Below are 23,775 nucleotides of genomic sequence, written 5' to 3'. Positions count from 1 at the left end.
GCGATGACCACACCGGGCCGCTTCTTCTGCGCCGATGCCGCCCGAGCACGCGGTGACGCACTGGCGGGCACCGCACCGTACGGCTCGATCTGGGTGCTCGTCGAGCACCACGGCAGCTGGCCCGCCAACGGCTTCGACGGACTCGACCTGGAGCCCGTCACCAAGGCCCGCGTCTACGCGGCCGCCGCCGCGCTGCGGGCCCGCATCCTGCTGATCCGCCGCCACGGCCGCCGCCGCACCGACACCCCGCCCCGCTGGGCGGTCCTGCGCGGCGAACGCGACGGCGCCCACCGGCAGCACTGGGGCACCTGGACCCGCGACGAGGACCTGATCCAGATCGCCGACGCCCTCGACGCACCCGGCGAGACCGGCCACCCGCCCGTCCTGCTCGTCTGCGCCCACGGCGTGCACGACGCCTGCTGCGCGGTGCGCGGCCGGCCGGTGGGCCGGGCGCTGAGCGAGCGCTGGCCCGAGCTGGTGTGGGAGTGCACGCACGTCGGCGGCGACCGGTTCGCCGCCAACGTGCTGGTCGCCCCCGACGGTGTCTACTACGGCAACCTCGATGCCGACGCCGCCCTCACCACCGTGGAAGCCCACCTCGCCGACCGCATCCACCCCGCCCACCTGCGCGGCTACACCGACCTCACCCCGGCGCAACAGGCCGCCGTCTCGGCGGTCCTGCACCGGGCAGGGCCCGCCGGACGGCACGCCTACGCGGTGGAGAAGACCGTCCGCGACCGCGAGCACGACCGGTGGTCCGTCCGCGTCGCCGGCCTCGCGCCGGGCCTGTCCACGTACGAGGTGGAGGTACGCTCCCACCGCTCGCCGCCGCTCCGGCTCACCTGCAACGGGCACGCCCGCAGCACTGCCCTCACGTACGAGGTCACCGCCGTGCGCCCGGCGTGAGCCGTCACCGTCACCTGATCGGCCCAGCCGTGCGGGCCGCGCGCCGACCGGCATCAAGAACGCGTAAAGATTGCCGGATTCCGGCAATGCGCGAACGCCTGTGCCCCTGGCACGATCGTGGCGGCGGCAGGGGGAACGGACGGACCCTGCCGGAGGACGGAAGCGAGGGGGACGGGCTGATGACGGACTCTCTTCGTGCCGCCGCGAGCTTCCCCACCGCGCTGTTCACGGCGGCACTGGTCGTCGTCGTGGGCTTCTGGCTGCTCGTGCTGATCGGCGGGGCCGACCACGACAGCTTCGAGAGCGACGTGAACACCGACGCGCTGGGGCTCGGCGGAGTGCCGGTCGCCCTGTCGGCGTCGCTGTTCGTCGCACTGACCTGGTTCCTGAGCCTGACCGGCTCCGTCCTCGCCGCCCGCGCGTGCTTCGGCGGCACCGGCCGCTTCGCGCTGGGCACCGCCGTGCTCGTGTCCGCCGTGACGCTGGCCTGGGTGCTGACCCGGATCTGCGTACGCCCGCTGGCCAAGCTCTTCCCCGACGAACCCGGGCCGTCCCGGCACGACTTCGTCGGGCTGACCTGCACCATCCGTACGGGACGGGTGGACGCGGGCTTCGGCCAGGCGGAGGTCGCGGCCCGGGACGGCTCCACGGCCGTCGTGCAGGTACGGCAGTACGGGGCCGAGGCGCTCGCGCTCGGCAGCACCGGGCTGCTCTACGCGTACGACGAGGAGGGCGAGTTCTTCTGGGTCTCGGCGTACGGGATCGAGCTGGACGGGATCGGGTCGTACGGGATCGGGCCGTACGGCACCGAGCCCGGCCCGCGCGCCTGAGACACCCGCCGTGCCCCGCGCACCTCCTCACCCGGGCCCACGCGCCCCGCTCCCGCCGCAACCCGTACCTCTCATCGAGGGATTCCCCATGGATGCCATCACCCTGGGCGCCGTCGTGCTCGGCGCCGTCGTACTGCTCGTGGCCGTAGGCCTGTTGTTGACCCTGACCCGGCTCTTCCGCAAGGTGGAGCAGGGCAAGGCCCTGATCGTCTCCAAGATGCGCAAGGTCGACGTGACCTTCACCGGGCAGGTCGTGCTGCCCGTGCTCCACAAGGCCGAGATCATGGACATCTCGGTGAAGACCATCGACATCACCCGCACCGGCCGCGACGGCCTGATCTGCAAGGACAACATCCGCGCCGACATCCGGATCTCCTTCTTCGTCCGGGTCAACAAGACCGTCGAGGACGTCATCAAGGTCGCCCAGGCCATCGGCACCGAACGGGCCAGCGACAAGGAGACCATCCAGGAGCTCTTCAACGCGAAGTTCTCCGAGGCCCTCAAGACGGTCGGCAAGCAGCTCGACTTCACCGACCTCTACACCAAGCGCGACGAACTGCGCGACCGCATCATCCAGGTCATCGGCACCGACCTCAACGGCTACAGCCTGGAGGACGCGGCGATCGACTACCTGGAGCAGACCCCGCTCTCCCAGCTCGACAGCAGCAACATCCTGGACGCCCAGGGCATCCGGAAGATCACCGAACTGACCGCCGTGGAGCGAGTGCGCACCAACGAGTACCAGCGGCACGAGGAGAAGGAGATCACCCGGCAGAACGTCGACGCCCGCGAAGCCATCCTGGAGCTGGAGCGCCGGCAGGCCGACGCCGAGATCAAGCAGCGCCGCGAGGTGGAGACCGTACGGGCGCGGGAAGAGGCCGAGACGGCGCGGGTGATGGAGGAGGAGCGGCTGCGCGCCCAGACCGCGTTCCTCAAGACCGAGGAGGACCTCGGCATCCAGCGCGAGAACCAGGCCCGCGAGATAGCAGTCGCGCAGAAGAACCGCGAACGCGTCATCGCCGTCGAGGCCGAGCGCATCGAGAAGGACCGCCTGCTCGAAGTCATCGCCCGCGAGCGCGAGACGCAGCTGCGCCGCATCGCCGCCGACAAGGAAGTCGAGTCGCAGAAGCGGGAGATCGCGGACGTGGTGCGCGAGCGGGTGGCGGTGGACCGTACGGTCGCCGAGCAGGAGGAGTCCATTCTGCGGCTGCGCGCGGTCGAGGCGGCCGAACGCGACCGGCAGGCGATCATCATCGCGGCGGAGGCCGTCGCGCAGGAGAATCTGGTCAAGGACATCAAGGCGGCGGAGGCTGCGGAGGCCGCCGCCGTGCACCGCGCCGCCGAGGAACTCACCCTCGCCGAGGCCCGGTTGAAGTCCGCCGACCTGGACGCGCAGGCCAAGCTGCGGCTGGCCGAGGGCATCCAGGCGGAAGCGGCGGCGGCCGGTCTGGCCGAGGTCCGGGTACGGGACGCGGAGGCTGCTGTCACCGAGAAGGCGGGCCGCGCGGAGGCCGAGGCCACCGAGGCGCGCCTCGCGGCGGAGGCCGCGGGAGCCCGGGCGATGGCGGAGGCGGAGGCCGCGGCCATCGGCGGCAAGCTGAAGGCCGAGGCGGAGGGCCTGACCGAGAAGGCCGCCGCGATGGCCGCCCTGGACGAGGCGTCCCGTACGCACGAGGAGTTCAGGCTGCGCCTGGAGGCGGACAAGGACGTACGCCTCGCGGGCCTGGAGGCGCAGCGGCAGGTGGCCGAGGCGCAGGCGACGGTGCTGGCCACGGGGCTGGAGAGCGCGGACATCCAGATCGTCGGGGGCGACGGAGCCTTCTTCGACCGGATCGCGGGATCCATCGCGCTGGGCAAGAGCATCGACGGCTTCGTCCAGAACTCCACCACCGCGCAGACCCTGGCGGGCCCGTGGCTGGACGGCTCGGCGAGCTTCCCCGAGGACCTGACGAAGATGTTGGGGTCGCTGAGCAGCGGGGACGTCCAGAACCTGACGGTGTCGGCCCTGCTGATGCAGCTGATGCGCGGGGGCGTCGGAGGCCGCCACGGCACCCAGATCCAGGAACTGCTCGACACGGCGGAACGCCTGGGCCTGGGCGACCAGCAGCTCTCGGCCCTGAAGGACGGCCCGAAGACCGGCGCCGCGCTGAACGGTGTGTCCACCGGCTGACCTTCGCATGCGGGCAACTGCCGTCCCGGAGAGTGCAGTTGACCGCCTGTTCCCGTCCCATCCGCTCACAGGTACGTACAAGGGAGCCGCATCGCATGACCACCGGAACCGGCCCGGCCCCCAGCATCCCCGCCGACACCGCTGCGGCCCCCGCCCCCGCCGACCTCAGCACCTACGACGTCCTCCGGGACCGACTCGCCGCCCAGGCAGGGGAGTTGGCGCGGCGGGCCGAAACCCTCAACGCGGCCCGCATCGCCGCCTTCGGCTCCACCGAGCTCGCGCTCGCCGGTACCGATCAGCTCCGCACCGAGGCCGCGAGCCTGCCCAGTGATGTCGTCGCCGTCGGTGACGCCCTGCTGCTCGGGCACCGGCGTGAGCCCGCGCCCGTGGGCGGGGCTGCCGTCGGTGACGTCTTCTCGCTGTACGGTCGGGACGGTGCCCCGCTGCCAGCGGAGTCCGCCGTACCCGGGCTGCTCGACGACCCCGCGTTCGTCGCCGCCTTCGAGGAGCTGCACCGGTACTTCCAGGCCGCCCGGCTCGTACAACTGCGGCGCACGGAGGGCAAGTTGCTCGCCGTGTTCCGTACCGGAGAGCGGGCCACGGATCTGCGGGTGCTGCGCTGGGAGGTCGCACCCGACGGGACCGTACGGTTCCAGGACGCGCAGGGGGAGCGCGACCACGTACAGCCGCCGCAGGACGACGTCACCTGGGTGCCCGCCACCCGCGAGGACCAGGCCCTCGGCCGCCATCCGCACCTGTCGGTCGCCGACGGCGCCCTCTACGTCACCACCGTCGGCGGCTCCCTGACGGTGAAGACCGAGAACGACACCGAGTCGCCCGACGGCATCCACTCCGAGCCCGTGGCCGAGCCCCTCCAGGCCCTCGCGGACGCCGAGGTCGCGCACGCCAGGGTCGGCGACCTGATCCTGCTGAAGGTCCGCCCGTACAAGGAGGAGACCGCCCGCCACCTGGTGTTTCACACCCTCACGCACACCGTCGTACGGCTCGACGCCCTTGGGCAGTCCGCCCGCAGGCTCCCCGACGGGCAGGGCGTCGTCTTCCCCGGCGGGTACGCGCTCGCCTCCGGCACGGCCAAGGTGTTCGACGCCGTCGACCCCGAGGGGCTGGAGTTCGCGGCCGAGGTGCGCTCGCCCAACGGGGAGGACGTGCTCTACGTCTACCGCGACCCGCGCACCGGCCGCACCCTGTTCCTCCCGTACAACCTGATCCGCAAGACGGTCGCCGCCCCGCTCACCGGCACCGGGTACGCGCTCTTCGACGACGGCGTGCTGGCCGTGCTGCGCGGGAGCGGCGAGCCCGGGCGGGTCCATCAGGTGCAGCGCTGGAGCAGTCCGTACGTCTCGGACGTGCACGCGGCGTCCGTGCCCGCCGGGGACGGGCCCCTCTTCCGGATCGGCAACGCCGACCTCGTGCACGGGATCTCCGACTGCCTGGCCGTCGCCCGCCAGGCCACCGCCACCACGCCGACCGCCGCCGTGTACGAGGCGCTGGCCGCGACCTGCGTGCGGGTCGCCGACCGGTACCACTGGCTCGGCGACGCCGGGGAGGAGGATCTGCGCGGTCCGCTGGAGGACGTACGGGCGACGGCCGTTCAGGTACTGGAGGAGTTCCGGGCCGTCTCCGCGCTCACCCGGCAGGCGGCGCAGGCGGTCGACGCCGCCGCCTCCGACCTCACGGGGCTTGTGCGCCGGGTGCGCGGCGAGGCGCCCGCCACGGCGGGGGAGTGGATCGACCGGATCAGCGAACTCCGGCGCGCCCAGGGGCATTTGATCACGTTGAAGGAGATGCGTTACGCCGACACCGCACGCATCAATGCCCTCGCCGAGGACACCGAACACGACATCGCCTCGGCGGCGGGCCGCGCCGTCGCCTTCCTCGGGCGCGACGAAGCGTTCGCCGACCACCACGCGCAGATTGCACGCCGGGCCGACGAGGCCCAAGCCCTCGCCACCGTCGCCGAGGCGCAGCCCCTCGACGACCAACTGGCCGAGCAGGCAGCCGGGTTGCGCACCCTCACCGAGGTCGTCACCGGACTCGACATCGCCGACGCGGCCGTACGCACCTCCGTCCTGGAGCGCATCGCGGACGTCCTCGGCGGCATCAACCGGGTGCGCGCCGAACTCGACGCCCGGCGGCGAGCGTTGCTGGAGGGCGAGGGCCGGGCGGAGTTCGCCGCCGAATTCGCCCTGCTCGGGCAGTCGGTGACGGCGGCGCTGGCCGCCTCGCACACTCCTGACGACTGCGACACGGGACTCGCCCGCCTCCTCCTTCAGCTGGAAAACCTGGAAGCGCGGTTCGCCGAGCACGACGACTTCCTCGCCGCGATCGAGGAGCAGCGCACCGAACTCCAGGACACGTTCGCGGCCCGCCGCCAGGCCCTGCACGACGCCCGCGCCCGGCGCGGCGAGCGGCTCGCCGCCTCCGCCCACCGGGCCCTGGAGGCGATCGGCCGGCGGGCGGCGGCCCTGGACTCCGAGGACGCGGTCAACACGTACTTCGCCTCCGACCCGATGGCCGCCAAGGTCCGCCGCACCGCCGCCCAACTGCACGAAATCGGCGACCCGGTGAGGGCGGAGGAACTCCTGGGACGGCTCGCGGCCGCACGCCAGGAGGCCGCCCGCTCCCTGCGCGACCGCACCGAGCTCTACGCGGACGGCGGCACCACGATCCGCCTCGGCCGCCACCGCTTCGCCGTCACGTCCGGCGAACCGGAACTCACCCTGGTCCCGGCACCCGACGGCACCCCCACCTTCGCCCTCACCGGCACCGACTACCGCGCCCCCGTCACCGACCCGGCCTTCGCCGCCACCCGCCCGTACTGGTCGCAGGACCTGGTGTCGGAGTCGCCCGCCGTCTACCGGGCGGAGTACCTCGCCTCCCGCGTGCTGGCCCGGTACGGGACGCAGGCGGTCGCCGAGTCGCTCGGGGAGGCGGGTGAGGGCGAGGTGCCCGCGCTGGTCCGGCAGACGGCGGAAGCCGCGTACGACGAGGGATACGCGCGCGGCGTCCACGACCACGACGCGACCGCCGTCCTGCGCGCCCTGATCCGGCTGCACGAGCACGCCGACCTGCTCCGCCACCCGGCTGCGGTACGGGCCGGGGCCCAGCTCTTCTGGACCCACGGCACGACCGAGCCGGCCCGGGAGAGGTGGCGCCGCCAGGCGATCTCCCTGGTCCGCGCCCGCGACACCTTCGGCCTCGCCCCGGCGCTGGACGCGCTGCGGGAGGAACTGGCGGTGGCGGCGGCGGAGTTCGAGGGCGGTGGGGATGGGTTCGGTGGGGGCGGATTCGGTGGGGGCGCTCGCGGGGGCCCGAGTGTCTCGGGCCTTCCCGGTGTTCCGGGCGCTCCCGGCGCCGGGAGCGGCGAAGGGCGGTCCGGCGTCGCAGCCTCGCCCGGGGCCGCGCATGCCCTGCCCGCAGCCGCCCCCGGCTCTGCACGCCCTGCCGTCCAGGCCGGTCCCGCTGCTGGAGCGGTCTCCGGCATTGCGGGCGCCGGGGGCGCGTCAGGTCCGGACGACCTGGCGGTCCCCGGCGGGCACGCCGTCCCCGCGCACGCCCACGCCGCAGCCGCCTACCTCGTCGAGGAGCTGGCCCTTGATGCCGGCTTCGCGACGAGCGACGCCGCCCGCACCCTGCTCGACAAGTTCCGCCGCGCACTGGGGGCCTGCCCGTACGAGGCCGACCTTCGGGACTTCCTGGTGGCCGGAGACCTGGCCTCCGCGCACCGGCTCGTCGAGGGGTGGCTCGTGCCGTACGCCGCCGCCTCCGGCGAGGACGTCGACTCGGGGGACATCGCCGAAGCCGTCGCCGTCGAGCTCTGCCCCGGGCTGCCGCGCCGCGAGGTGGACGCGGACCTGTCCACCACCGTCACCGGGCTGCTCGGCACCCACCCCCGGGTCGTCCGGGGTGCCCTGACCTTCCGGCTGGACGAATTCCTCGCCCGTACCGCCGAGTTCGAGGCCCGTACGGTGCCCGGCTTCCGGGCGTACCAGGCGCGGCGCGGCGAGCTGGTCGCCGCCGAGCGGGCCCGGTCGCGGCTGGCCGAGCACCGTCCCCGCGCCATGTCCTCCTTCGTACGCAACCGTCTCGTCGACGAGGTCTACCTCCCGCTGATCGGCGACAACCTCGCCAAACAGCTCGGCGCGGCGGACGACGGCCGGCGGACCGACCACAGCGGTCTGCTCCTGCTGCTCTCTCCGCCCGGCTACGGCAAGACGACCCTGATGGAGTACGTCGCCGAGCGGCTCGGCCTGCTCCTGGTCAAGGTCGACGGGCCCGCGCTCGGCCACGACGTCACCTCCCTCGACCCGGCCGAGGCGCCGAACGCCACCGCCCGCAAGGAGATCGAGAAGATCGAGTTCGCGCTGGCGGCGGGCAACAACGTCCTGCTGTATCTGGACGACATCCAGCACACCTCACCCGAACTCCTGCAGAAATTCATCCCGTTGTGCGACACGACCCGGTCGCTCAACGGGCACGACCTGCGCGGCAAGCGGTTCGCCGTGTGCATGGCGGGCAACCCGTACACCGAGTCAGGAGAGCGCTTCCGCGTGCCCGACATGCTCGCCAACCGGGCCGACGTGTGGAACCTCGGCGACGTACTGAGCGGAAAGCAGGAGGCGTTCGCGGCGAGCTTCGTGGAGAACGCCCTGACCTCCCACCCGGACCTCGCCCCGCTCGCCGGGCACGACCGCAGCGACCTCGACCTCCTCGTACGGCTCGCCGCCGGTGACCCCACCGCCCGCGCCGACCGTCTCGCCCACGCGCTGTCGGGAGTCGAACTCGACCGCGTCCAGGCCGTGTTGCGGCATCTGCTCGCCGCCCGGGAGACGGTCCTCGCGGTCAACCGGGCGTACATCGCCTCCGCCGCGCAGACGGACGCCTCCCGCACCCGGCCGCCCTTCCAGCTCCAGGGCTCGTACCGCAACATGAACAAGATCGTCCAGCGGATCAGCCCCGCCATGAACACCGCCGAGCTGGGCGCGGTCATCGACGACCACTACCGCAGCGAGGCCCAGACCCTCACCACCGGCGCCGAGTCCAACCTCCTCGAACTCGCCGCCCTGCGCGGCACGCTCACCCCCGAACAGGCCGCCCGGCGCGAGGAGATCGCCTCCGCGTACGTACGCGGACAGGCACTCGGTGGTGCCGGGGACGACGGGCTCGGGCGTGCGGTGGCCGCGCTGGGGCTGCTCGCCGACCGGGTGGCGGCGGTGGAGTCGGCCATCGTGCGGGCCACCGACCCCCGCCACCTGCTGAACCGGCCCACGGGACGCCATGCGGCAGGGGCGGACGAGGGGGCCGGTGGGTAATCCGTTCTGCCTGGTGAGCCGTCCCGTCTACTCGACGGTGTGCGTGGGGTAGACCTGGACGTCCGTGTACGCGCCCTTGATCGCGCCCGCGCCCTTCGGCCACTTCAGGTACACGGTGTGGGTCTCGTTCGGCGGCGTCACCTGGAGCTCGACCGGGTGCGCGAGGCTCTTGCCGGTGGGGTCGATGGTGTAGGCGAGGTTGAAGACGGCGGCCTTGCCGGGCTTCAGGGTGGTGATGCGGGGCTCGGCGCGGCCGCGCTCGATGGGGTTCGAGGTGTTGTCGGTGTCCTTGATGTCGACTCCGGCGAAGCCCGTGGCCGAGCAGGTGGTGGAGCCCCGGTTGATCATCGTGATGTCGATGCGGCCCTCCTGCTTGTCCGGTGCGGAGTACCGGGCGTCGATGGCCAGGTCCGCGGTCTTGCAGAAGGTGACCTTGCCGTCGGGCTTCGGGGCGGCCTTCGTGGAGCCGGAGCCGGAGCCCGCGCTTCCCTTGCCGTCGTCCGAACCGGAACCCGGCTTCGAGGCACCGTCGGAGGAGGGGGAGGAGGACGAGGAGGACGAGGAACCCTGGGGGGACGCGTTGTCGCCGGAGTCGTCCCCGTTGCAGGCGGTGAGGGAGAGGGCGGCGGCGATGCTGATTGCGGTGAGAGCGGTGATGCGGGCGGACTTCACGGTGTTCCCCCAGAAGGAGCGCGGTGCAAGTGGTCGAAAGTATTTGTATCTCGCACCGAGTTACAGGGGGTCTTCCGCCACGTCTTCGTTCTGTTACAGCCGTACCGTGCGGCAGCGGCCCGACGGCACCCGTCAGGCCTTGGGCTCGATGCCCAGCAGGGGCAGCCGCAGGGGCCGGTTCCCAGGCGGCGACCAGGCGTCGTAGACCAGGGCCTCGGGCCCGCTGATCCGCAGGCCGTCGCGCAGTCCGGCCACGGACATGGCGGCCAGCCGGCGGTAGTCACGGGCGGGCGAAGGCCAGTCCAGCGAGGTCTCCCAGTTGCCGTCGGGGACGGTGCTTTCGGGCTGCCGCCAGCCCGCTTCCGCGATCAGGCGCGCCCCGGACTCCCCGGCCCGCACGGCGGGTTCGAGCCAGTGGTCGGAGACGAGTTCCGCGAGCAGCCTGCTGTCGGTCTGGAGGAACTGCACGTACCGGTTCGTCGGGCCGCTGTCCCTGATGATGAGCACCGATTCGGCGGCCAGCGTGCTCAGTTGCTGGGCGAGCCCCTCGCCGAAACCCTCCCACCCCGTCACAGCAGCCCCTCCTCTTCCTCTTCGATCTCGTCCATCCGCCGGACCTCCTCGTCGAGGTCCAGCCGGTGGTGGGTCACCCGCTCCAGGTACACGGAGCTACCCGTGTGCTCCAGGAGCAGCTTGGTGTCGGTGTCGTCCCAGTGGATCTCGGCGGGGGAGCCGGGCCTGCGCGCGGTCGGATCGCCCAGGGCGGCGCACAGGGCGGTCGCCATCCGGACGAACGTGTCGTGGGTGCGGTCCCACTCGTCCGAGAAGTCGTAGTCGGTCAAGCGCAACTGCACGCGCTCCACCAACTCCTCCTCCTGCTCCCGCGCCCAGAGCGCCGCCGCACGCGCGTCTCTCTCCAGCCCGGTGTCGAGCAGCTCCCACTGCGGCCGGATCACCGGCACCCGCCGGGGACACGCCGAAGACCGCCGGGCGCTGGGCGTCGCACCTATCTCCCAGGTGCACTCCAACGACCGCAGCCGCAGAGCCAGTTCGACCACCTTGGCGCCACTCAAGGCATTCCATTGCGTCATACGCAGCCGGAGCGACGGCACCCTCACCGAGGACCCGTCCCCCGCCTCCCCTCCCCCTCGTCCGCACCCTTCCGATCTCCACCGATCCTGACACACGGGTCTGACACTCGGCCCGGAGCGGGTGTCAGCCGTCGGCGCGACGCCGGTAGACCGAGCGCAGCGACTGGTCCTTGGCCGGGCCGGTGACCCGCCACTCCAGGTGCCATTCGTCCGCCGAGCGGACGGTGAAGGTGCCCTCGTAGCGGTCGGCGGCGCAGGGGTGGACGGCGTGCCAGGAGCCCTCGCGGAGGTCGAGGTCGTGGAAGGGGCGGCCGTCGGCGAACTCCACCTCCGCCGTCCCGTCGCCACGCGGGCACAGCCGCAGCGTACGGCTCGAAGGGAAGGTCCTGCCGTCCCAGTCGAGGCGGCCCTCCTCCTCGTGCGACAGCACTCCGCCGGACCCCTCGCCCTCCCGGAAGTCGGCGGTCCCCACGAACCTGCCCTCCACCCCGAGAGCCAGGTCGCGGACGCCCCGCTCGACACTCCACCCACCGGCGAGGTACGCGGCTGCGTCGGCGACGGGGTGGGGGCGGTGGTGCGCGGGGGAGTCCGGGGTTCGTCCGTGGGGCATGTGTGTATTGTCCCGCGAATCCGCTCCCGGCCTCCCCTCAGCCCAGCCCGCGCTTCGCGCGTTCGGCGTCGATCAGGGCGTCCATGAGCTGCGCCGGGTCGACCGTGTACTCGGTTTCGTCGAGGGAGTCGTAGTCGCGGGTGGTCAGGGGCATGCCCAACGCGGCGACCTCGTCGGCCAGTTGAGCGAAGGCGGCGCGTTCGTCGGGCTCGTCGCGGTAGTGCGCCCGCTCGGCGGCGACCCCCTCGGTCAGGGTGCGGCCGGACAGGCTCCAGAAGCTGAACTCGGTGTCCAGCTCGACCAGGCGCCAGGCCGCCGGGTCCGCGGGCTCGTCGGGGTGCAGCCAGTAGCCCAGCCAGCCCTTGCCGCCCTTCGCCACGAGCTTGACGTGTCGGGCCATCTCCGCGGCGGCGGCGTTGACGCTCTGCAGTTCCGGGTCCGCGAGTTCCTCGGGGCGCAGGTAGCTGGTGTCCAGGAGGGGGTGGACCTCTCCGGTCTCGAAGAAGTCGAGGTCGAGGAGGTGCAGGAAGTCGGTGCGGCCCTCCCACTGGGCCACCAGCAGCGTGCGCAGGTCCTCGGGCAGGGGGCGGCCGTCCAGCCGCTCGCGGGAGAACTCGGCGAGTCGTTCGTCGTGCATGCGCCCTCTCCGGGGTCGGGTCGAGATCCTCGTGCCACGGTATGCGGCGCCCCGCCCGGCCCGGGCGGCGGGTTCGTCCCGTACGACCCCTTCAGGCGTTGACGGCGTGCTCGGTGAAGCGGCCGCAGGTGCGGAATCCCAGGCGCCGGTACACGGGCTCGCCCTCGGCCGAAGCCTGGAGCACCGCGATGCGGTGGTCCCGGTCGCGGGCCGTGTGCAGTGCGGCCAGTGTGATGGCGCCGCCGTAGCCGCGTCGGCGGTGGGCGGCCAGGGTGGAGATGTTGTAGATCCCGGCGACTCCCGCGTGCAGGAACACCTCGGCGGAGCAGACGGGACGGCCTTCCGCGTAACCGACCAGGTAGCGGGCCGGGCACCGCGCGGCCAATGCCTGCGGGGCCGCCGCGGCGAAGAAGCGGCGGACGGTCCCGGCGGGCGGGTTCCAGTTCGCGGCGAGCACCGTGGCGTAGTCGGCGAGCTGTTCGGGCGTGGTCACCGGCTGGAGGTCCAGCCCCGGGGCGGCGGGTGGCGCGAGGGTCCCGTCCAGTTCGACCCACATCGCCGCCTCGTGCTCGGACGCGGGCAGCCCGGCCGCCGCCAGGTGCGCCGACAGGTCCGCCGGTGTCGAGGCGGGCCCCACCCACCAGGAGAAGGGGCGCCCGGTACGGGCCAACAGCTGAACGGTGTCGGCGATACGGGGGTCGGCGTCGGCGGCGGAGAAGCGCGCGGCGGCGACGATGTTGAAGGTGTCGTCGGCCAGGCCGCTGTCCGCGACCAGGAGGTCACCGGCCTCCGTGACGTCCGCACCGGCCATGCTGCGATGCAGGTGGCAGGCGTGTTCCGCGAGGTTGCGTTCCATCCTGTCCAGCAGATCGGCTGCGCCGGGAAAGTGATCGTTCATGGTGGTTGATTCCATCACGGTCGGGTGAGGCGCGCACGCCTCGCCACCCCGGGCTTCACCCTCGCGGACCAACTGACGCTCCAGAACGATGCGTTACCGTTCCCAAAACCCAAAAGCCCTGCGTGCAGCGGGAGTTCATGCGCTGCTCACGGTCGGACGCGGGCCGGGAGACGGCTGCCGCAGGCCGCCCCGCAATCGTAGGAGGAGCACGATGACTTCGCCGCCCACCGTCACCCTCACGCTCGTCGAGGGGCGACTCGACCCCGACGCGTACGTCTTCGACGAGCGGACCTCGTGCGTGCTCGGCCGCTCGGTGGACTGCTCACCGCGGATCCCCGACGACGAGCACCACAAGACCGTCTCCCGCCACCACTGCCTGCTCGACATCAACCCGCCCGACATCCGCATCCGCGACTTCGGCAGCCTCAACGGCACCTACGTCAACGGCGAGAAGATCGGCCAGCGCCGCAAGGGCCTCACCCCCGAGGAGGCCACCGCCGAGACCTACCCCGAGCACGACCTCGCCGACGGCGACGAGATCCGGCTCGGCGACACCGTCCTGCGGGTGGGTGTATCCGGCCGGGCCACACGGGTTCTCGTACGGTGCGCGAAGTGCGCCCGGGAGATGGGCGAGGAGGCGGGCGGGCGCGCCGGAGAGATCCTGTGCGCCCCGTGCCAGGCCGAGCCGGGGGCCGTGCTCGACCTGCTGCTCGCGCTGGCGCAGGAGGGTCGACCCGATCTGACCGCCATTCAGGGATACACGGTGATAAGGGAGTTGGGGCGTGGCGGCATGGGCGCCGTCTACCTCGCCCGGCACGAGGCCACCGGGGAGGACGTGGCGCTGAAGGTGATGCTCCCGAAGGTGGCCGCGAACGCCACCGCGCGGGCCCGCTTCCTGCGCGAGGTGGCCCTGACCCGGGCGCTCAAGCACCCGCACGTCACGGCGCTGCACGACGCGGGGTTCGCGGGCGGAACCTTCTTCCTGACCACGGAGTTCTGCACCGGCGGCAGCCTGGACCGGCTGTTGGAGCAGCGGGGCGGACGACTGCCGGTCCAGGAGGCGGTGCCGATCGCGCTGGACGCGCTGCGCGGCCTGGAGCACGCCCATGAGCAGGGCGTGGTGCACCGCGACCTGAGCACCTCCAACATCCTGCTGCACCAGGGCGCGAACGGCTCCCGCACCGCGAAGATCGCCGACTTCGGCATCAGCAAGGCCTTCGACCAGGCCGGGCTGAGCGGGCTGACCCGTACGGGGGCGGCGGCGGGCAAGCCGATGTTCATGCCGCGCCAGCAGGTCGTCAACTTCCGCCGGGCGGCGCCCGAGGTGGACGTGTGGGCGCTCGCCGCCTGCCTCTACAACATGCTCACCGGGCAACTGCCGAGGGAGTTCCCGCGCGCGAAGGACCCCTGGCAGGTGGTGCTCCAGGAGACGGCCGTCCCGATCCGCCGCCGCGACCCGTCGGTGCCGGGGGCGCTCGCCGAGGTGATCGACCGGGCACTGGTCGAGCGCCCGAGGATCGGCTTCCAGAGCGCGGCGGAGCTGCGGGGGGCGCTGGAGCGGGCGGCCGGCTGAGGCGGTCAAGGGACCACAAGAACTCCCTGCCGTGAATTGGCCCGGCCAAAGCTCTGGACTTCTTTGATCAACCCTCCTAATACTGAGCTGCGTCGGGCCCGAACCGTGAATCGGTCGGGCCAATCGCCTGGTCGACGGGGAGAGCCGTATGTCCGCACGCAGCACGGCGCCACCCTCGGCCTGGCGCCGGCGGCATCGCCCCCATGTGCGCGGCGCAGGCCTCCCTGTACGCCGAACTCTTCGAGACTCGCTTCCGCTTCAGCGGCATCGCGCTCGCCCGCGAGTCGACCGCCGCGCTGATCGCCGGACCGGCGCCGTTCGTCGCCACCGCGATCGTCGGCGCGACCGGAGGAGCGGTCCGGCCGATCGCGCTGCTGGTCAGCGGCCTGGCCGCGATCTCCTTCCTCGCCGTCCTGAAGGCGCCGGAAACCCACAACGTGGATCTGCGCGCAACGGACGGCGACAGCCGTGGCCCCGCACCGGCCGGGGAAACTGTGGAGGAAACCGCCCGCTGATCACTCCCTGAACCGAAGAGGAACCACCCACCGTGCCTTCCGCAGCCGACGCCATCGAACAGATCAAGCACATGATCGTGCAGACCGAGGTCCAGCCGGGCGACCGGCTGCCCACCGAACGCGAACTCGCCGCCCGCTTCGGGATGTCCCGCAGCACCGTGCGCGAGGCCGTCCGGGCGCTCACCACGATGAACGTCCTGGAGTCCCGGGTCGGAGCCGGTACGTACGTCACCGACCTGCGGCCCGGCGGACTGCTCGACGGCACCGCCTTCGCCCTCGACCTGATGCGCAGCCGCAACATCCTCCAACTCCTGGAAATCCGGCGGACCTTGGACGCCCTCGCCGCCTCCCAGGCGGCGGTCCGCATCACCCCAGAAGGACTGGCCGGGCTGCGGGAGCTGATCGCGGTCATGGAGTCCGACGCGGACCTCGACGAACGCATCGGCGCCGACCTGGAGTTCCACCGCGTCGTCGCCCGCGCCTCCGGCAACGAGGTGCTGGCCGCACTCCTGGAGTCCGTATCCGGCGACACCACCGCCGCCCGCCGCTGGCGCGGAGCCGTCGACGGCTCGGCCGCCGAACGCATGAGCAGCGAGCACCACTTGATCCTCAGCGCCCTCGAACTCGGCGACCCGCACCTGGCCTCGGTCGCCGCAGCCGCCCACGTCGGCGGGGTCGAGACCTGGCTGCGCTCCCTGGACGTCGACCGGCTGCCCGCGGGCGACGCCGACGCCGCCCCCGAAACCACCCCTTCGCCACGTACGGAGTGAACATGCCCCAACAGCCTTTCAGTGAACGCCAGTTGACGGTCGCCTCGATCCGCCCCGTCCTCCTGTCCGCCGTCTACGCACCCGGCGAGGAGCTGGCCTGGGTCGGCGGCGTCATCCGCTCCTGGGACGCCGCACTCGTCGAGGTCACCCTCAGCGACGGCACCACCGGCATCGGCGAGGCCGGCGCCGGAATCATGGCCCCGACCGCCGTCCCCGGAATCGTCGAGGCACTGCGCCCGTACATCGAGGGCCAGGACTTCGCCGACCCGCTGCACGTCGGCGACCACCTGCGCGACCGCACCGCCTTCTGGTCGCGCGGCGGGATCGCCTCCGGCACCCTCGGGGCGGTCGAGGCCGCCTGCATCGACGCGGTCGGCAAGCGCGAAGGCGTACCCGCCCACGAACTCCTCGGCGGACTGCGCCGGCCGACCATCGAGGCGTACGCCAGCGGCGGCCTCGGCAGCACCTTCGAGCAGGTCACCGACTGGGCGCTGGCCCAGGTCGAAGCCGGCCTGCACACGGTCAAGTTCCGCGCCATGCAGGACCCGGACACCACCGTCGAACTGGTCCGCCACGTCGTCCCGCTGCTGCCCCCGGGCACCCGCTTCGTCGTCGACGCCGTCCAGGGCTGCTCCTCGGACCCGTGGTCGGTCGAGGACGCGATACGCGTCGGCAAGGTCGTCGGCGAACTGGGCGCACGGTGGTACGAGGAGCCGTGCCGGGCGGAGAACGTCGCCGGTTACGCGGCCGTACGTGCCGCGCTCGACGTCCCCGTCTCCGGCGTCGAGTCCGACGGTACGGTGGAGGAGTTCCGCGTGCTCATCGAGGCCGGGGGCGTGGACCTCGCCCAGCCCGACGCCACCTTCGTCGGCGGGCCCGTCGCCTTCGGCCGGGTCGCCGACCTGGCCGCCGAACACGGCATCGCGTGCGTGCCACACGTGTGGGGCAGCGGCGTCACGCTCATGACCAACCTCCACACCTGCGCCGCCCACCCGCACGTCGAACTCTTCGAATACTGCACCCTGCCCAATCCGCTGCGCGAGGCTCTGCTCGTCGAGCCCCTCCACCTTCAGGACAGTTGTCTGACCATCCCCGTCTCCCCGGGCCTCGGCGTCCGCCTGACCCCGGAGATCGAGGCGGAGTTCCCCTTCCGCCCCGGCGGCGGACACGTCATCGGCGCCACGGCGAAGCCGGAGGCCGCCAAGTGAGCACCCCGCGCGGGCCGTTCGTGCCCCTCCCCGGCGACGAGGCCCTGACCTCCCCGATCGTCTCCGACGCCCTGGACGCGGCCGGACGCCGCGGCCAGGTCCTGGAAGCGGGCCTGCGTCCCCTGGTCCCCGGCTCCCGCTGCTTCGGCCGCGCCGCCACGGTGCAGTTCGCGCCGACCACTCTCGACAGTGCGGACCCCTACGACGACTCCATCTCCTTCATCGACGGGCTGCTCCCCGGCGCGGTCGCGGTGGTCGCCACCGCCGACAGCACCCGGTCCGCCTTCTGGGGCGAACTCTTCAGCGCGGCGGCGCTCGGCCACGGCGCCGTGGGCGTCGTCACCGACGGCTGCCTGCGCGACACCCCGAAGATCGCCGGACTCGGCTTCCCGGCCTTCGCCCGGGGCAACCGTCCACTGGACTACCGGGCCCGCATGCGCATCGTCGCCGCCGCCGAGCCGGTCGTACTGCGCGGCGTCACCGTCCACCCCGGCGACCTCGTCCTCGCCGACGACGACGGCGTGGCGGTGATCCCGCAGGACATCGAGGAGGACGTCCTCGACCGCGCCCGGTCCCGAGCGGCAGCCGAAAGCACGGTCCTCGCGGAACTCCTGGCGGGCGACGGCCTGCGTACGGTGTGGGAGCGCCACGGGATTCTCTGACCGCAGGCGGTGATCGAGTCCCGCAGGCGGTGATCGAGTCCCACGGGCGGTGATCGTGGACCGTCGTGCCGGTGCCCAGCAGGCCGCCGCGCATGCTGGGCACGTGCACATGGCCGGGGTGTGCGGCCGTCCCCGAAGCTGAACGTCCACGAGCCGCACAGCCCCGCCGAGCGGGCCGGGCGTACGACCGCTCGCCCCCGCCACCCACGGCCTGCCGCGCGCACCCGCGCCCGCGAGCGGGCTCCGGCCGCCGCCGTACGGGCCGACACCCGCCCCCGATCGGCTGGCTTTCGCCGGGGTCCGGTCACCGCCGTACCCGGCGCGGGCAGGACGCACACATGACAAGAAGCCGTGTGCGTCCGCTCGACAGCCCCGCCACGGCCGTGCTCTGGCTGCTGCTGGGCCTCGCCCTGGCGGCCGTCTCGATGTGGCTGCTCGCCGTCAGTGTGCCGGAGCGGTACGCGGCGGACCGCGCGTTCAGGACCGCGCCCGTCTGCCCCGCCGCAGCGCGCACCGGGGCGGCGGACTGCCTGCGGCGGGTGGAGTTCGTGGTGTCGGACGTCCGTCTCGGGCGGGGGAAGCGGGGTGCGAGCATCCGGGCCAGGCTCACCAGCCCCGAGACCGGTTCCCTGTACGCCCAGTTCCGCAATGACGGACCGGTCCTGGACGGGCAGAAGGACGGCGACCGGGTGGTGGGGACACTCTGGCGCGGCGACGTGGTGACGATCGCGGCGGGCGGCGCCGAGCAGCCCACCGTCATCAGCCCGAGCAGGCTCTCCGAAGCGTCACTGGGGCTGGCCCTCGCGACGGGCCCCTCGGGGCTGCTGCTCGCCTTCGCGTGCGGCCTTCGCATGCGACGGCGTGCGGAGCCCCGGCCCACCCGGGGCATGCGTTCCCTGGTGCGGCTCGCCGGCTGGCTGACGCTCGCCTCGCTGCTCGCGTCCGGGGCGGTCCACCACTTCGGCCTTCCCCTCTGGTGCCTTCCGGTGATCTGGCTGCCGCTGGCAGCGCTGTGCACCGGGTGCGAGGTCGTCTTCACCCGCCGGCCCCCTGCCTCCCGCCTGCGATGATGTCGCCATGTCTGCTGGTGGGGTCAAGGGCGAGGGCGCTTCGGTCGGTTATGCGAAGGGCCGTGCGCGACGCGAGCAGATCGTGCGGGCCGCCGCCGAGGTGTACGCCGACGTCGGGTACAACGCCGCCTCCCTGCGCGAGATAGCCAAGCGCGTCGGGATCAGCCACGTCGGGCTCCTCCACCACTTCCCCCATCGGGAGGCCCTGTTGGCGGCGGTGCTGGAGCGGCGGGACGCCGAGGACGACGTACGGTTCGCGCCCGAGGAATTCTCGCCGGAGGCCGCCGTACGGCATCTCGTCGAGCTCGCCGACCACAACGCCCGGCACCCGGGCATGGTCGAGCTGTACGTACGGCTGGCGGCGGAGGCCATCGCCGAGGACCACCCCGCGCACGCCTACTTCCGGGACCACTACGCCCGGACCCGCGCCTACGTGCAGCGCGCCCTGCAAGGCCTGGCGGAGCAGGGGGAGTTGCGCGACGGGGTCGACCCCCGTACCGCGGCGGACGGCTTCGTGGCGCTGATGGACGGGTTGCAGGTGCAGTGGCTGACCGGCCGGGGCCATGACACGCACGCCACGCACGCCACGCATGACACGGTCGACATGCCGAGTGTGCTGCGTGCGTACGTACGACAGCTGCTCAAGGAGCCCTTGGCGTAGGCGCCGTACACGCCGGCCGTGCCCGTGCCCCGGCAGCCCCCCCACCGACCCGGTGCCGAGCCGGGCGGTGTGGTCGGTGGCGGCTGTCAGGGGGAGGTGCGGCCCAACAGGGCCATGGCTTCGCCGACTCGGAGGCGGGCCCAGTCGTACGGCCCGGTGTCGGTGTGTCCCCGGTACTCGGTCTCGATGACCATGACGAGCGCCAGGTAGAGGCAGTACAGGCGGCGGCGCACCAGCTCCGTGCCCACCAGCTCCTCCTGGCCGTATCCGCGCATGAAGGCCGAGGAGTCGCCGTAGGCGGGCAGCTGATTGCCGGTGAAACCGGCCTCGATCAACGGGTCGCCGTAGAAGGCGCGTTCGTGGTCGATGATGCAGACGATCTTGCCGTCGCGGACCAGGACGTTGCTGTCCCACAGGTCCCACTCGACCAGGCGGGGCTCGGTGACGTCGTCGAGGCTGTCGGCGTGCGTGGCGAGGGCGGCGCGGACCGCGTCGTACTCCTGCCCGAGGTCGACGCCCCGCCGTTCGCCGTCGCGCAGCACGCTCTCGGCCATGCCGGTGAACACCCGCCGCCAGCTCGGATCGCCCGGCCCGGCGATCGGGCCGAAGTGCTCGCCGCGCACGGAGTTGATCTCCCGGTTCAGGGCGCCCAGTTGCTCCAGGTACGCCTCGCGCTCGGCGGCGGGGAGGGCCGCGGAGACGATGCCGAGGTTGTCGGCGTCGACGTACGGCATGAAGAAGTAGTCGGCGTCGCAGAGCTCGCGGCTGCGGTCGGCGAAGTCCAGGGCGGGGACCGGCACGGACGTGTGCGTGCGCAGCAGCTCCAGGGTGGCCAGTTCGGTGGCCATGGCTCCGCGCTCGTACGTCATCACCTCCACCCCCGGCGGCGGGGCGACCTTCAGGACGACCTCGGCGCCGTCGCGCAGCCGGATGCGGTAGGCGACGTTGAACCAGCCGTGCCCCAGCTCGCCGTACCAGTCGTCACCGGTGGGGACCCGCTCGTCGCCGTACGCGCGGGCGACCATGGAGCGCAGGGCGGCGGTCGACTGTCTGTTCTTGGTGATGCTCTCCACGCTCAGTCCTCTCCCGCGGGCGGCGTGCGGGCGGCACCGCCCGCCAAATGCTTACCATGCGGTCGGGATCTGGGGCCAGGGGTGCGTTCACCGGGGCCCGTGCCCGGTCCGGGAAGCCGTGCCCACCGGTCCGGGCGTGCTGTCAAGTCCCCCTCCACCAGCCCGAATTCACGAACCCGTCATGCCTGACCCTTGTCGCGCGGGTCAGCCGTGATCCATGATCTGCCGCATGTCCGCAGAACTCCCCGTCCGCCCCGAACCGGGTCCGGCCCTGCCGCGTCGGGTGCGGATCGGCTACGGGCTCGGGTCGTTGTGCACCGGCACCTTCGCCACCGTGCCGGGACTCATCCTGCTCTACTACCTCACCAACGTCCTCGCCGTGCCCGCCGCCGTCGCGGGGGCGGCCGTGTTCCTGCCGAAGGCCTGGGACGTGCTGATCAATCCGCTGGTCGGCGCCCTGTCCGACCGCAGTCGGCTGCGCGGCGGGCCGCGCCGGCCCTTCCTGCTGCTCGGGGCCTGCACGCTGCCGCCCCTGTTCGCGCTGATCTTCGCCGCGCCGCCCCTGCGCGGAGCGGCCGCCGCCGGGTACGTCGCGGTGGTGTTCCTGCTGGCCGCCACCTCGTACGCCGTCTTCCAGGTGCCGTACGTGACCCTGCCCGCCGAGATGACCGACGACCCGGCCGAACGGGGGCGGGTGCTCGGCTGGCGGGTGGCGTTCCTGGGCGTGGCGATCCTGCTGTCCGGTGCCTTCGCGCCCGCCATCGCCCACGCCGACGGCGACACCCCGGCGAGCTACCGCACGATGGGGGTCGCCGTCGCGCTGCTGCTGGCGGTCGGGATGTTCGGCGCGTGGTTCAGTACGCGGTGGGCTCCCACCGTGGTGCGGAGCGAGGCCGAGCCGTCGATCCGGGCGCAGTTGGCGACTGCCAGGTCGCACCGGCCGTTCCTCCACCTGCTCGCCATGTGGTCGGTGCAGGCGCTCGCCGTCGGGGTGATGCTCGCGGGCGTCCAGTACTTCGCCACCTACACCCTGGGGCGGCCGGGTGCGGTCACCCCGCTCTTCGCCTGCCTCATCGGGCCGTTGGTGCTCGTCATGCCGCTGTGGAACCGGCTGGCCCGGGCGCGGGGCGTCAAGACCGCACAGTGGTGCGCCTCGCTGCTCTTCGTCGGCGGGGCTCTGCTGCTCGCCCTCACGCCCGTGATCGGCAACGGTGTCGGGTACGCGGCCACCGCCGTCATCGGCGTCGCCTACGCCGGGCTCCAGTTGCTGCCCATGACCATGCTCGCCGACACCCTCGCCGCCGACGCCGCCCGCACCGGCCGGCGCAGGGCCGCCACCTTCACCGGGCTGTGGACCGCCGCCGAGACCCTCGCCTTCGCGCTGGGGGCAGGGGTGTTCGCGCTGGTGCTCGCCGTGACCGGGTTCCGTTCGTCGGAGGCGGACCGTCACGTGGCCCAGCCCGACGCCGCGTTGACCGGAATCACGCTGGGCATGAGCGTGCTGCCCGCCGTGCTCGCCGCCGCCGGCCTGTGGGCGTTGCACCGTTACCGCGAGGACGGCGCTGCGGGCCGGCCCGCGAACGTACCCCTGAAGGAAGAGACCAGCCGTGACGACTGAACCCGCCCGCCCCGCCCCCGACGTGCTCGCCGAGCTGCACGCCCTGCGCGAGGGCGACGCGCCCACGCGCGGCGGGCGCACCTTCGCGTACGTCTACGATGCGGGCCTGGCCGGGCTCGACGAGCTCGCGGCGGCCGCGTACACGGCGTACGCGACGGTCAACGGCCTCGACCCGACGGTCTTCCCCAGCGTCGCCCGGCTGGAGAACGACGTGGTGGGGGCGGCGGCACGGCTCCTCGGCGCACCCGGTGCGCAGGGCACCTTCACCAGCGGCGGCACGGAGAGCATCCTGCTCGCCGTGAAGGCCGCCCGGGACCACGCCCGGACGGTGCGCGGGATCACCGCGCCGCAGCTCGTGATCGCCGCGACCGCCCACGCAGCTTTCCACAAGGCCGCCCACTATCTGGGGCTGGACACCGTGGTCGTGCCCGTCGACCCGGACACCTTCCGCGCCGACGCGGTCGCCATGGCGGCGGCCCTCACCGACCGCACCGCGCTCGTCGTTGCCTCCGCGCCCTCGTACGCGCACGGTGTGATCGACCCCGTCGGCGAGATCGCCGCCGCAGCCGCCGCCCGGGGCGTCCTCTGCCACGTCGACGCCTGCATCGGCGGCTGGCTGCTGCCGCACCTGCGGCGCGCGGGCCGCGACGTGCCGCCCTTCGACCTGTCGGTGCCGGGCGTGACCTCGCTCTCCGTGGACCTGCACAAGTACGGGTACGCCGACAAGGGGGCGTCGGTGGTCCTGTACCGGGACGCCGAGCTCCGCCGCCACCAGTACTTCGCGCACGCGGGCTGGCCCGGCTACCCGGTCGTCAACCCGACCGTCCAGGGCACCAAGTCGGGCGGTCTGCTGGCCCAGGCGTGGGCGGTGCTCCAGCACGTCGGCGACGACGGCTACACCGCGCTGGCCGCGCGGGTCGCCGAAGCCTCCGACCGGCTCCTCGCGGGGCTGCGGGCGACCGAGGGCATCAAGATCCTCGGCGAACCGGCCGCCGGACTCGTGGCGTTCACCGTCACCGGCACGACTGCCGGACCGCCCGACCTGAGCCTCCTCCTGCACCTCGCCGACGAGATGCGCGAGCGCGGCTGGTACCTCCAGCCGCAGCTCTCCTTCGACGGCCTGCCGCCCAACCTCCACCTCACCCTGACCCCGGCGGCCGTCGGTCAAGTCGACGCCCTGCTCGGCGACTTGGCGACAGCGCTCAGGGCCGCCCGAGCGCTCCCGCCGGTGACCGTCGACCCCGGACTCGCCGAGCTCGCCGCCGGACTCGACCCGGGGGCGCTCGGCCCGGAGGAGATCGCCTCCGTGCTCGCCTTCGCGGGCCTCGGCTCCGACAAGGGGCTGCCCACGCGCATGGCGCCCGTACTGGTCCTGCTCGACGCCCTGCCCGGACCGCTCAAGGAGCGGCTGCTCGCCGAGTTCATCGGATCGGTGTTCCGGGTCTGATACGGAGAAGGGGTGCGGGCCCGAGGGCCCG

20 protein-coding genes are annotated in these 23,775 nt (G+C 72.8%); 13 read left to right on the top strand and 7 right to left on the bottom strand.

What is annotated here, in order from left to right:
- Positions 1–3: 3 nt before the first annotated feature.
- The 4 genes from IE269_RS14875 (at position 4) to IE269_RS14860 (ending at position 9,239) form a co-directional block, all read left to right on the top strand.
- Positions 4–906: a sucrase ferredoxin gene (locus tag IE269_RS14875; protein WP_189823426.1), complete on the top strand. Its 903-nt coding sequence runs from the start codon at positions 4–6 to the stop codon at positions 904–906.
- A 179-nt stretch (positions 907–1,085) separates the two neighbouring features.
- Positions 1,086–1,736: a hypothetical protein gene (locus IE269_RS14870; RefSeq protein ID WP_189823425.1), complete on the top strand. Its 651-nt coding sequence runs from the start codon at positions 1,086–1,088 to the stop codon at positions 1,734–1,736.
- Between the two features lie 88 nt (positions 1,737–1,824).
- Positions 1,825–3,906: a flotillin family protein gene (locus IE269_RS14865; RefSeq protein WP_189823424.1), complete on the top strand. Its 2,082-nt coding sequence runs from the start codon at positions 1,825–1,827 to the stop codon at positions 3,904–3,906.
- A gap of 95 nt (positions 3,907–4,001) precedes the next feature.
- Positions 4,002–9,239, top strand: coding sequence for a DNA repair ATPase (locus tag IE269_RS14860; RefSeq protein ID WP_189823423.1), 5,238 nt, complete (start codon positions 4,002–4,004; stop codon positions 9,237–9,239).
- A 27-nt stretch (positions 9,240–9,266) separates the two neighbouring features.
- Here the strand turns inward: IE269_RS14860 and IE269_RS14855 are convergent, their stop codons facing one another.
- The 6 genes from IE269_RS14855 to IE269_RS14830 form a co-directional block, all read right to left on the bottom strand.
- A complete protein-coding gene (locus IE269_RS14855) occupies positions 9,267–9,911 on the bottom strand; it encodes a DUF4232 domain-containing protein (RefSeq protein WP_189823422.1) in 645 nt (214 codons plus the stop codon).
- Positions 9,912–10,043: 132 nt separating this feature from the next.
- On the bottom strand, positions 10,044–10,484 hold the full coding sequence (locus tag IE269_RS14850; RefSeq protein ID WP_189823421.1) for a TY-Chap domain-containing protein: 441 nt from the start codon (positions 10,482–10,484) through the stop codon (positions 10,044–10,046).
- A complete protein-coding gene (locus IE269_RS14845; protein ID WP_229897695.1) occupies positions 10,481–10,984 on the bottom strand; it encodes a DUF6301 family protein in 504 nt (167 codons plus the stop codon). Before IE269_RS14845 ends, IE269_RS14850 begins: the two co-directional genes overlap by 4 nt.
- Before the next feature lie 142 nt (positions 10,985–11,126).
- Entirely contained in the window at positions 11,127–11,612 is a 486-nt protein-coding gene (locus IE269_RS14840; RefSeq protein WP_189823419.1) for a DUF6314 family protein, read from the bottom strand.
- A gap of 37 nt (positions 11,613–11,649) precedes the next feature.
- Entirely contained in the window at positions 11,650–12,249 is a 600-nt protein-coding gene (locus tag IE269_RS14835; protein WP_189823418.1) for a hypothetical protein, read from the bottom strand.
- A 91-nt stretch (positions 12,250–12,340) separates the two neighbouring features.
- Entirely contained in the window at positions 12,341–13,105 is a 765-nt protein-coding gene (locus tag IE269_RS14830) for a GNAT family N-acetyltransferase (RefSeq protein ID WP_189823843.1), read from the bottom strand.
- Between the two features lie 253 nt (positions 13,106–13,358).
- On the opposite strand from IE269_RS14830, the gene IE269_RS14825 reads away from it, so the two are divergent.
- The 7 genes from IE269_RS14825 to IE269_RS14795 all read left to right on the top strand — a co-directional run bounded on the left by IE269_RS14825 (position 13,359) and on the right by IE269_RS14795 (position 19,606).
- The gene (locus IE269_RS14825; RefSeq protein ID WP_189823417.1) at positions 13,359–14,720 is read left to right on the top strand and encodes a protein kinase domain-containing protein; all 1,362 of its coding nucleotides are present in this window, start codon (positions 13,359–13,361) and stop codon (positions 14,718–14,720) included.
- 203 nt (positions 14,721–14,923) lie between these two features.
- Positions 14,924–15,235 (top strand): hypothetical protein, encoded by a 312-nt coding sequence (locus IE269_RS14820; protein WP_189823416.1) that lies wholly within the window; start codon positions 14,924–14,926, stop codon positions 15,233–15,235.
- Between the two features lie 32 nt (positions 15,236–15,267).
- A complete protein-coding gene (locus IE269_RS14815; RefSeq protein WP_229897694.1) occupies positions 15,268–16,005 on the top strand; it encodes a FadR/GntR family transcriptional regulator in 738 nt (245 codons plus the stop codon).
- Positions 16,006–16,007: 2 nt separating this feature from the next.
- Positions 16,008–17,213: a mandelate racemase/muconate lactonizing enzyme family protein gene (locus IE269_RS14810; RefSeq protein ID WP_189823415.1), complete on the top strand. Its 1,206-nt coding sequence runs from the start codon at positions 16,008–16,010 to the stop codon at positions 17,211–17,213.
- Positions 17,210–17,875 carry an RraA family protein gene (locus IE269_RS14805; protein WP_189823414.1) on the top strand — a complete coding sequence of 222 codons (666 nt, stop codon included), beginning with the start codon at positions 17,210–17,212 and terminating at the stop codon, positions 17,873–17,875. The genes IE269_RS14810 and IE269_RS14805 overlap by 4 nt, the downstream gene beginning before the upstream one ends.
- 338 nt (positions 17,876–18,213) lie before the next feature.
- Complete coding sequence (locus IE269_RS14800; protein WP_189823413.1) at positions 18,214–18,945, top strand: hypothetical protein; 732 nt, start codon at positions 18,214–18,216, stop codon at positions 18,943–18,945.
- 7 nt (positions 18,946–18,952) lie between these two features.
- Entirely contained in the window at positions 18,953–19,606 is a 654-nt protein-coding gene (locus IE269_RS14795; RefSeq protein WP_189823412.1) for a TetR/AcrR family transcriptional regulator, read from the top strand.
- A gap of 86 nt (positions 19,607–19,692) precedes the next feature.
- Here the strand turns inward: IE269_RS14795 and IE269_RS14790 are convergent, their stop codons facing one another.
- Entirely contained in the window at positions 19,693–20,679 is a 987-nt protein-coding gene (locus IE269_RS14790) for a phosphotransferase family protein (RefSeq protein ID WP_189823411.1), read from the bottom strand.
- Positions 20,680–20,908: 229 nt separating this feature from the next.
- Here IE269_RS14790 and IE269_RS14785 point away from each other — a divergent pair, with 229 nt between their 5' ends.
- Together IE269_RS14785 and IE269_RS14780 are read left to right on the top strand one after the other, a co-directional pair.
- Positions 20,909–22,297 carry an MFS transporter gene (locus IE269_RS14785; protein WP_189823410.1) on the top strand — a complete coding sequence of 463 codons (1,389 nt, stop codon included), beginning with the start codon at positions 20,909–20,911 and terminating at the stop codon, positions 22,295–22,297.
- The gene (locus IE269_RS14780; RefSeq protein WP_189823409.1) at positions 22,287–23,744 is read left to right on the top strand and encodes a pyridoxal phosphate-dependent decarboxylase family protein; all 1,458 of its coding nucleotides are present in this window, start codon (positions 22,287–22,289) and stop codon (positions 23,742–23,744) included. Before IE269_RS14785 ends, IE269_RS14780 begins: the two co-directional genes overlap by 11 nt.
- Positions 23,745–23,775 lie beyond the last annotated feature (31 nt).

The sequence above is a fragment of the Streptomyces spiroverticillatus genome (genome assembly GCA_014650415.1).
GTDB classification, from domain to species: Bacteria; Actinomycetota; Actinomycetes; order Streptomycetales; family Streptomycetaceae; genus Streptomyces; species Streptomyces spiroverticillatus.
The sequence above is the reverse complement of the archived record's forward strand: the minus strand, read 5'-3'. Positions and strand labels throughout refer to the sequence as shown.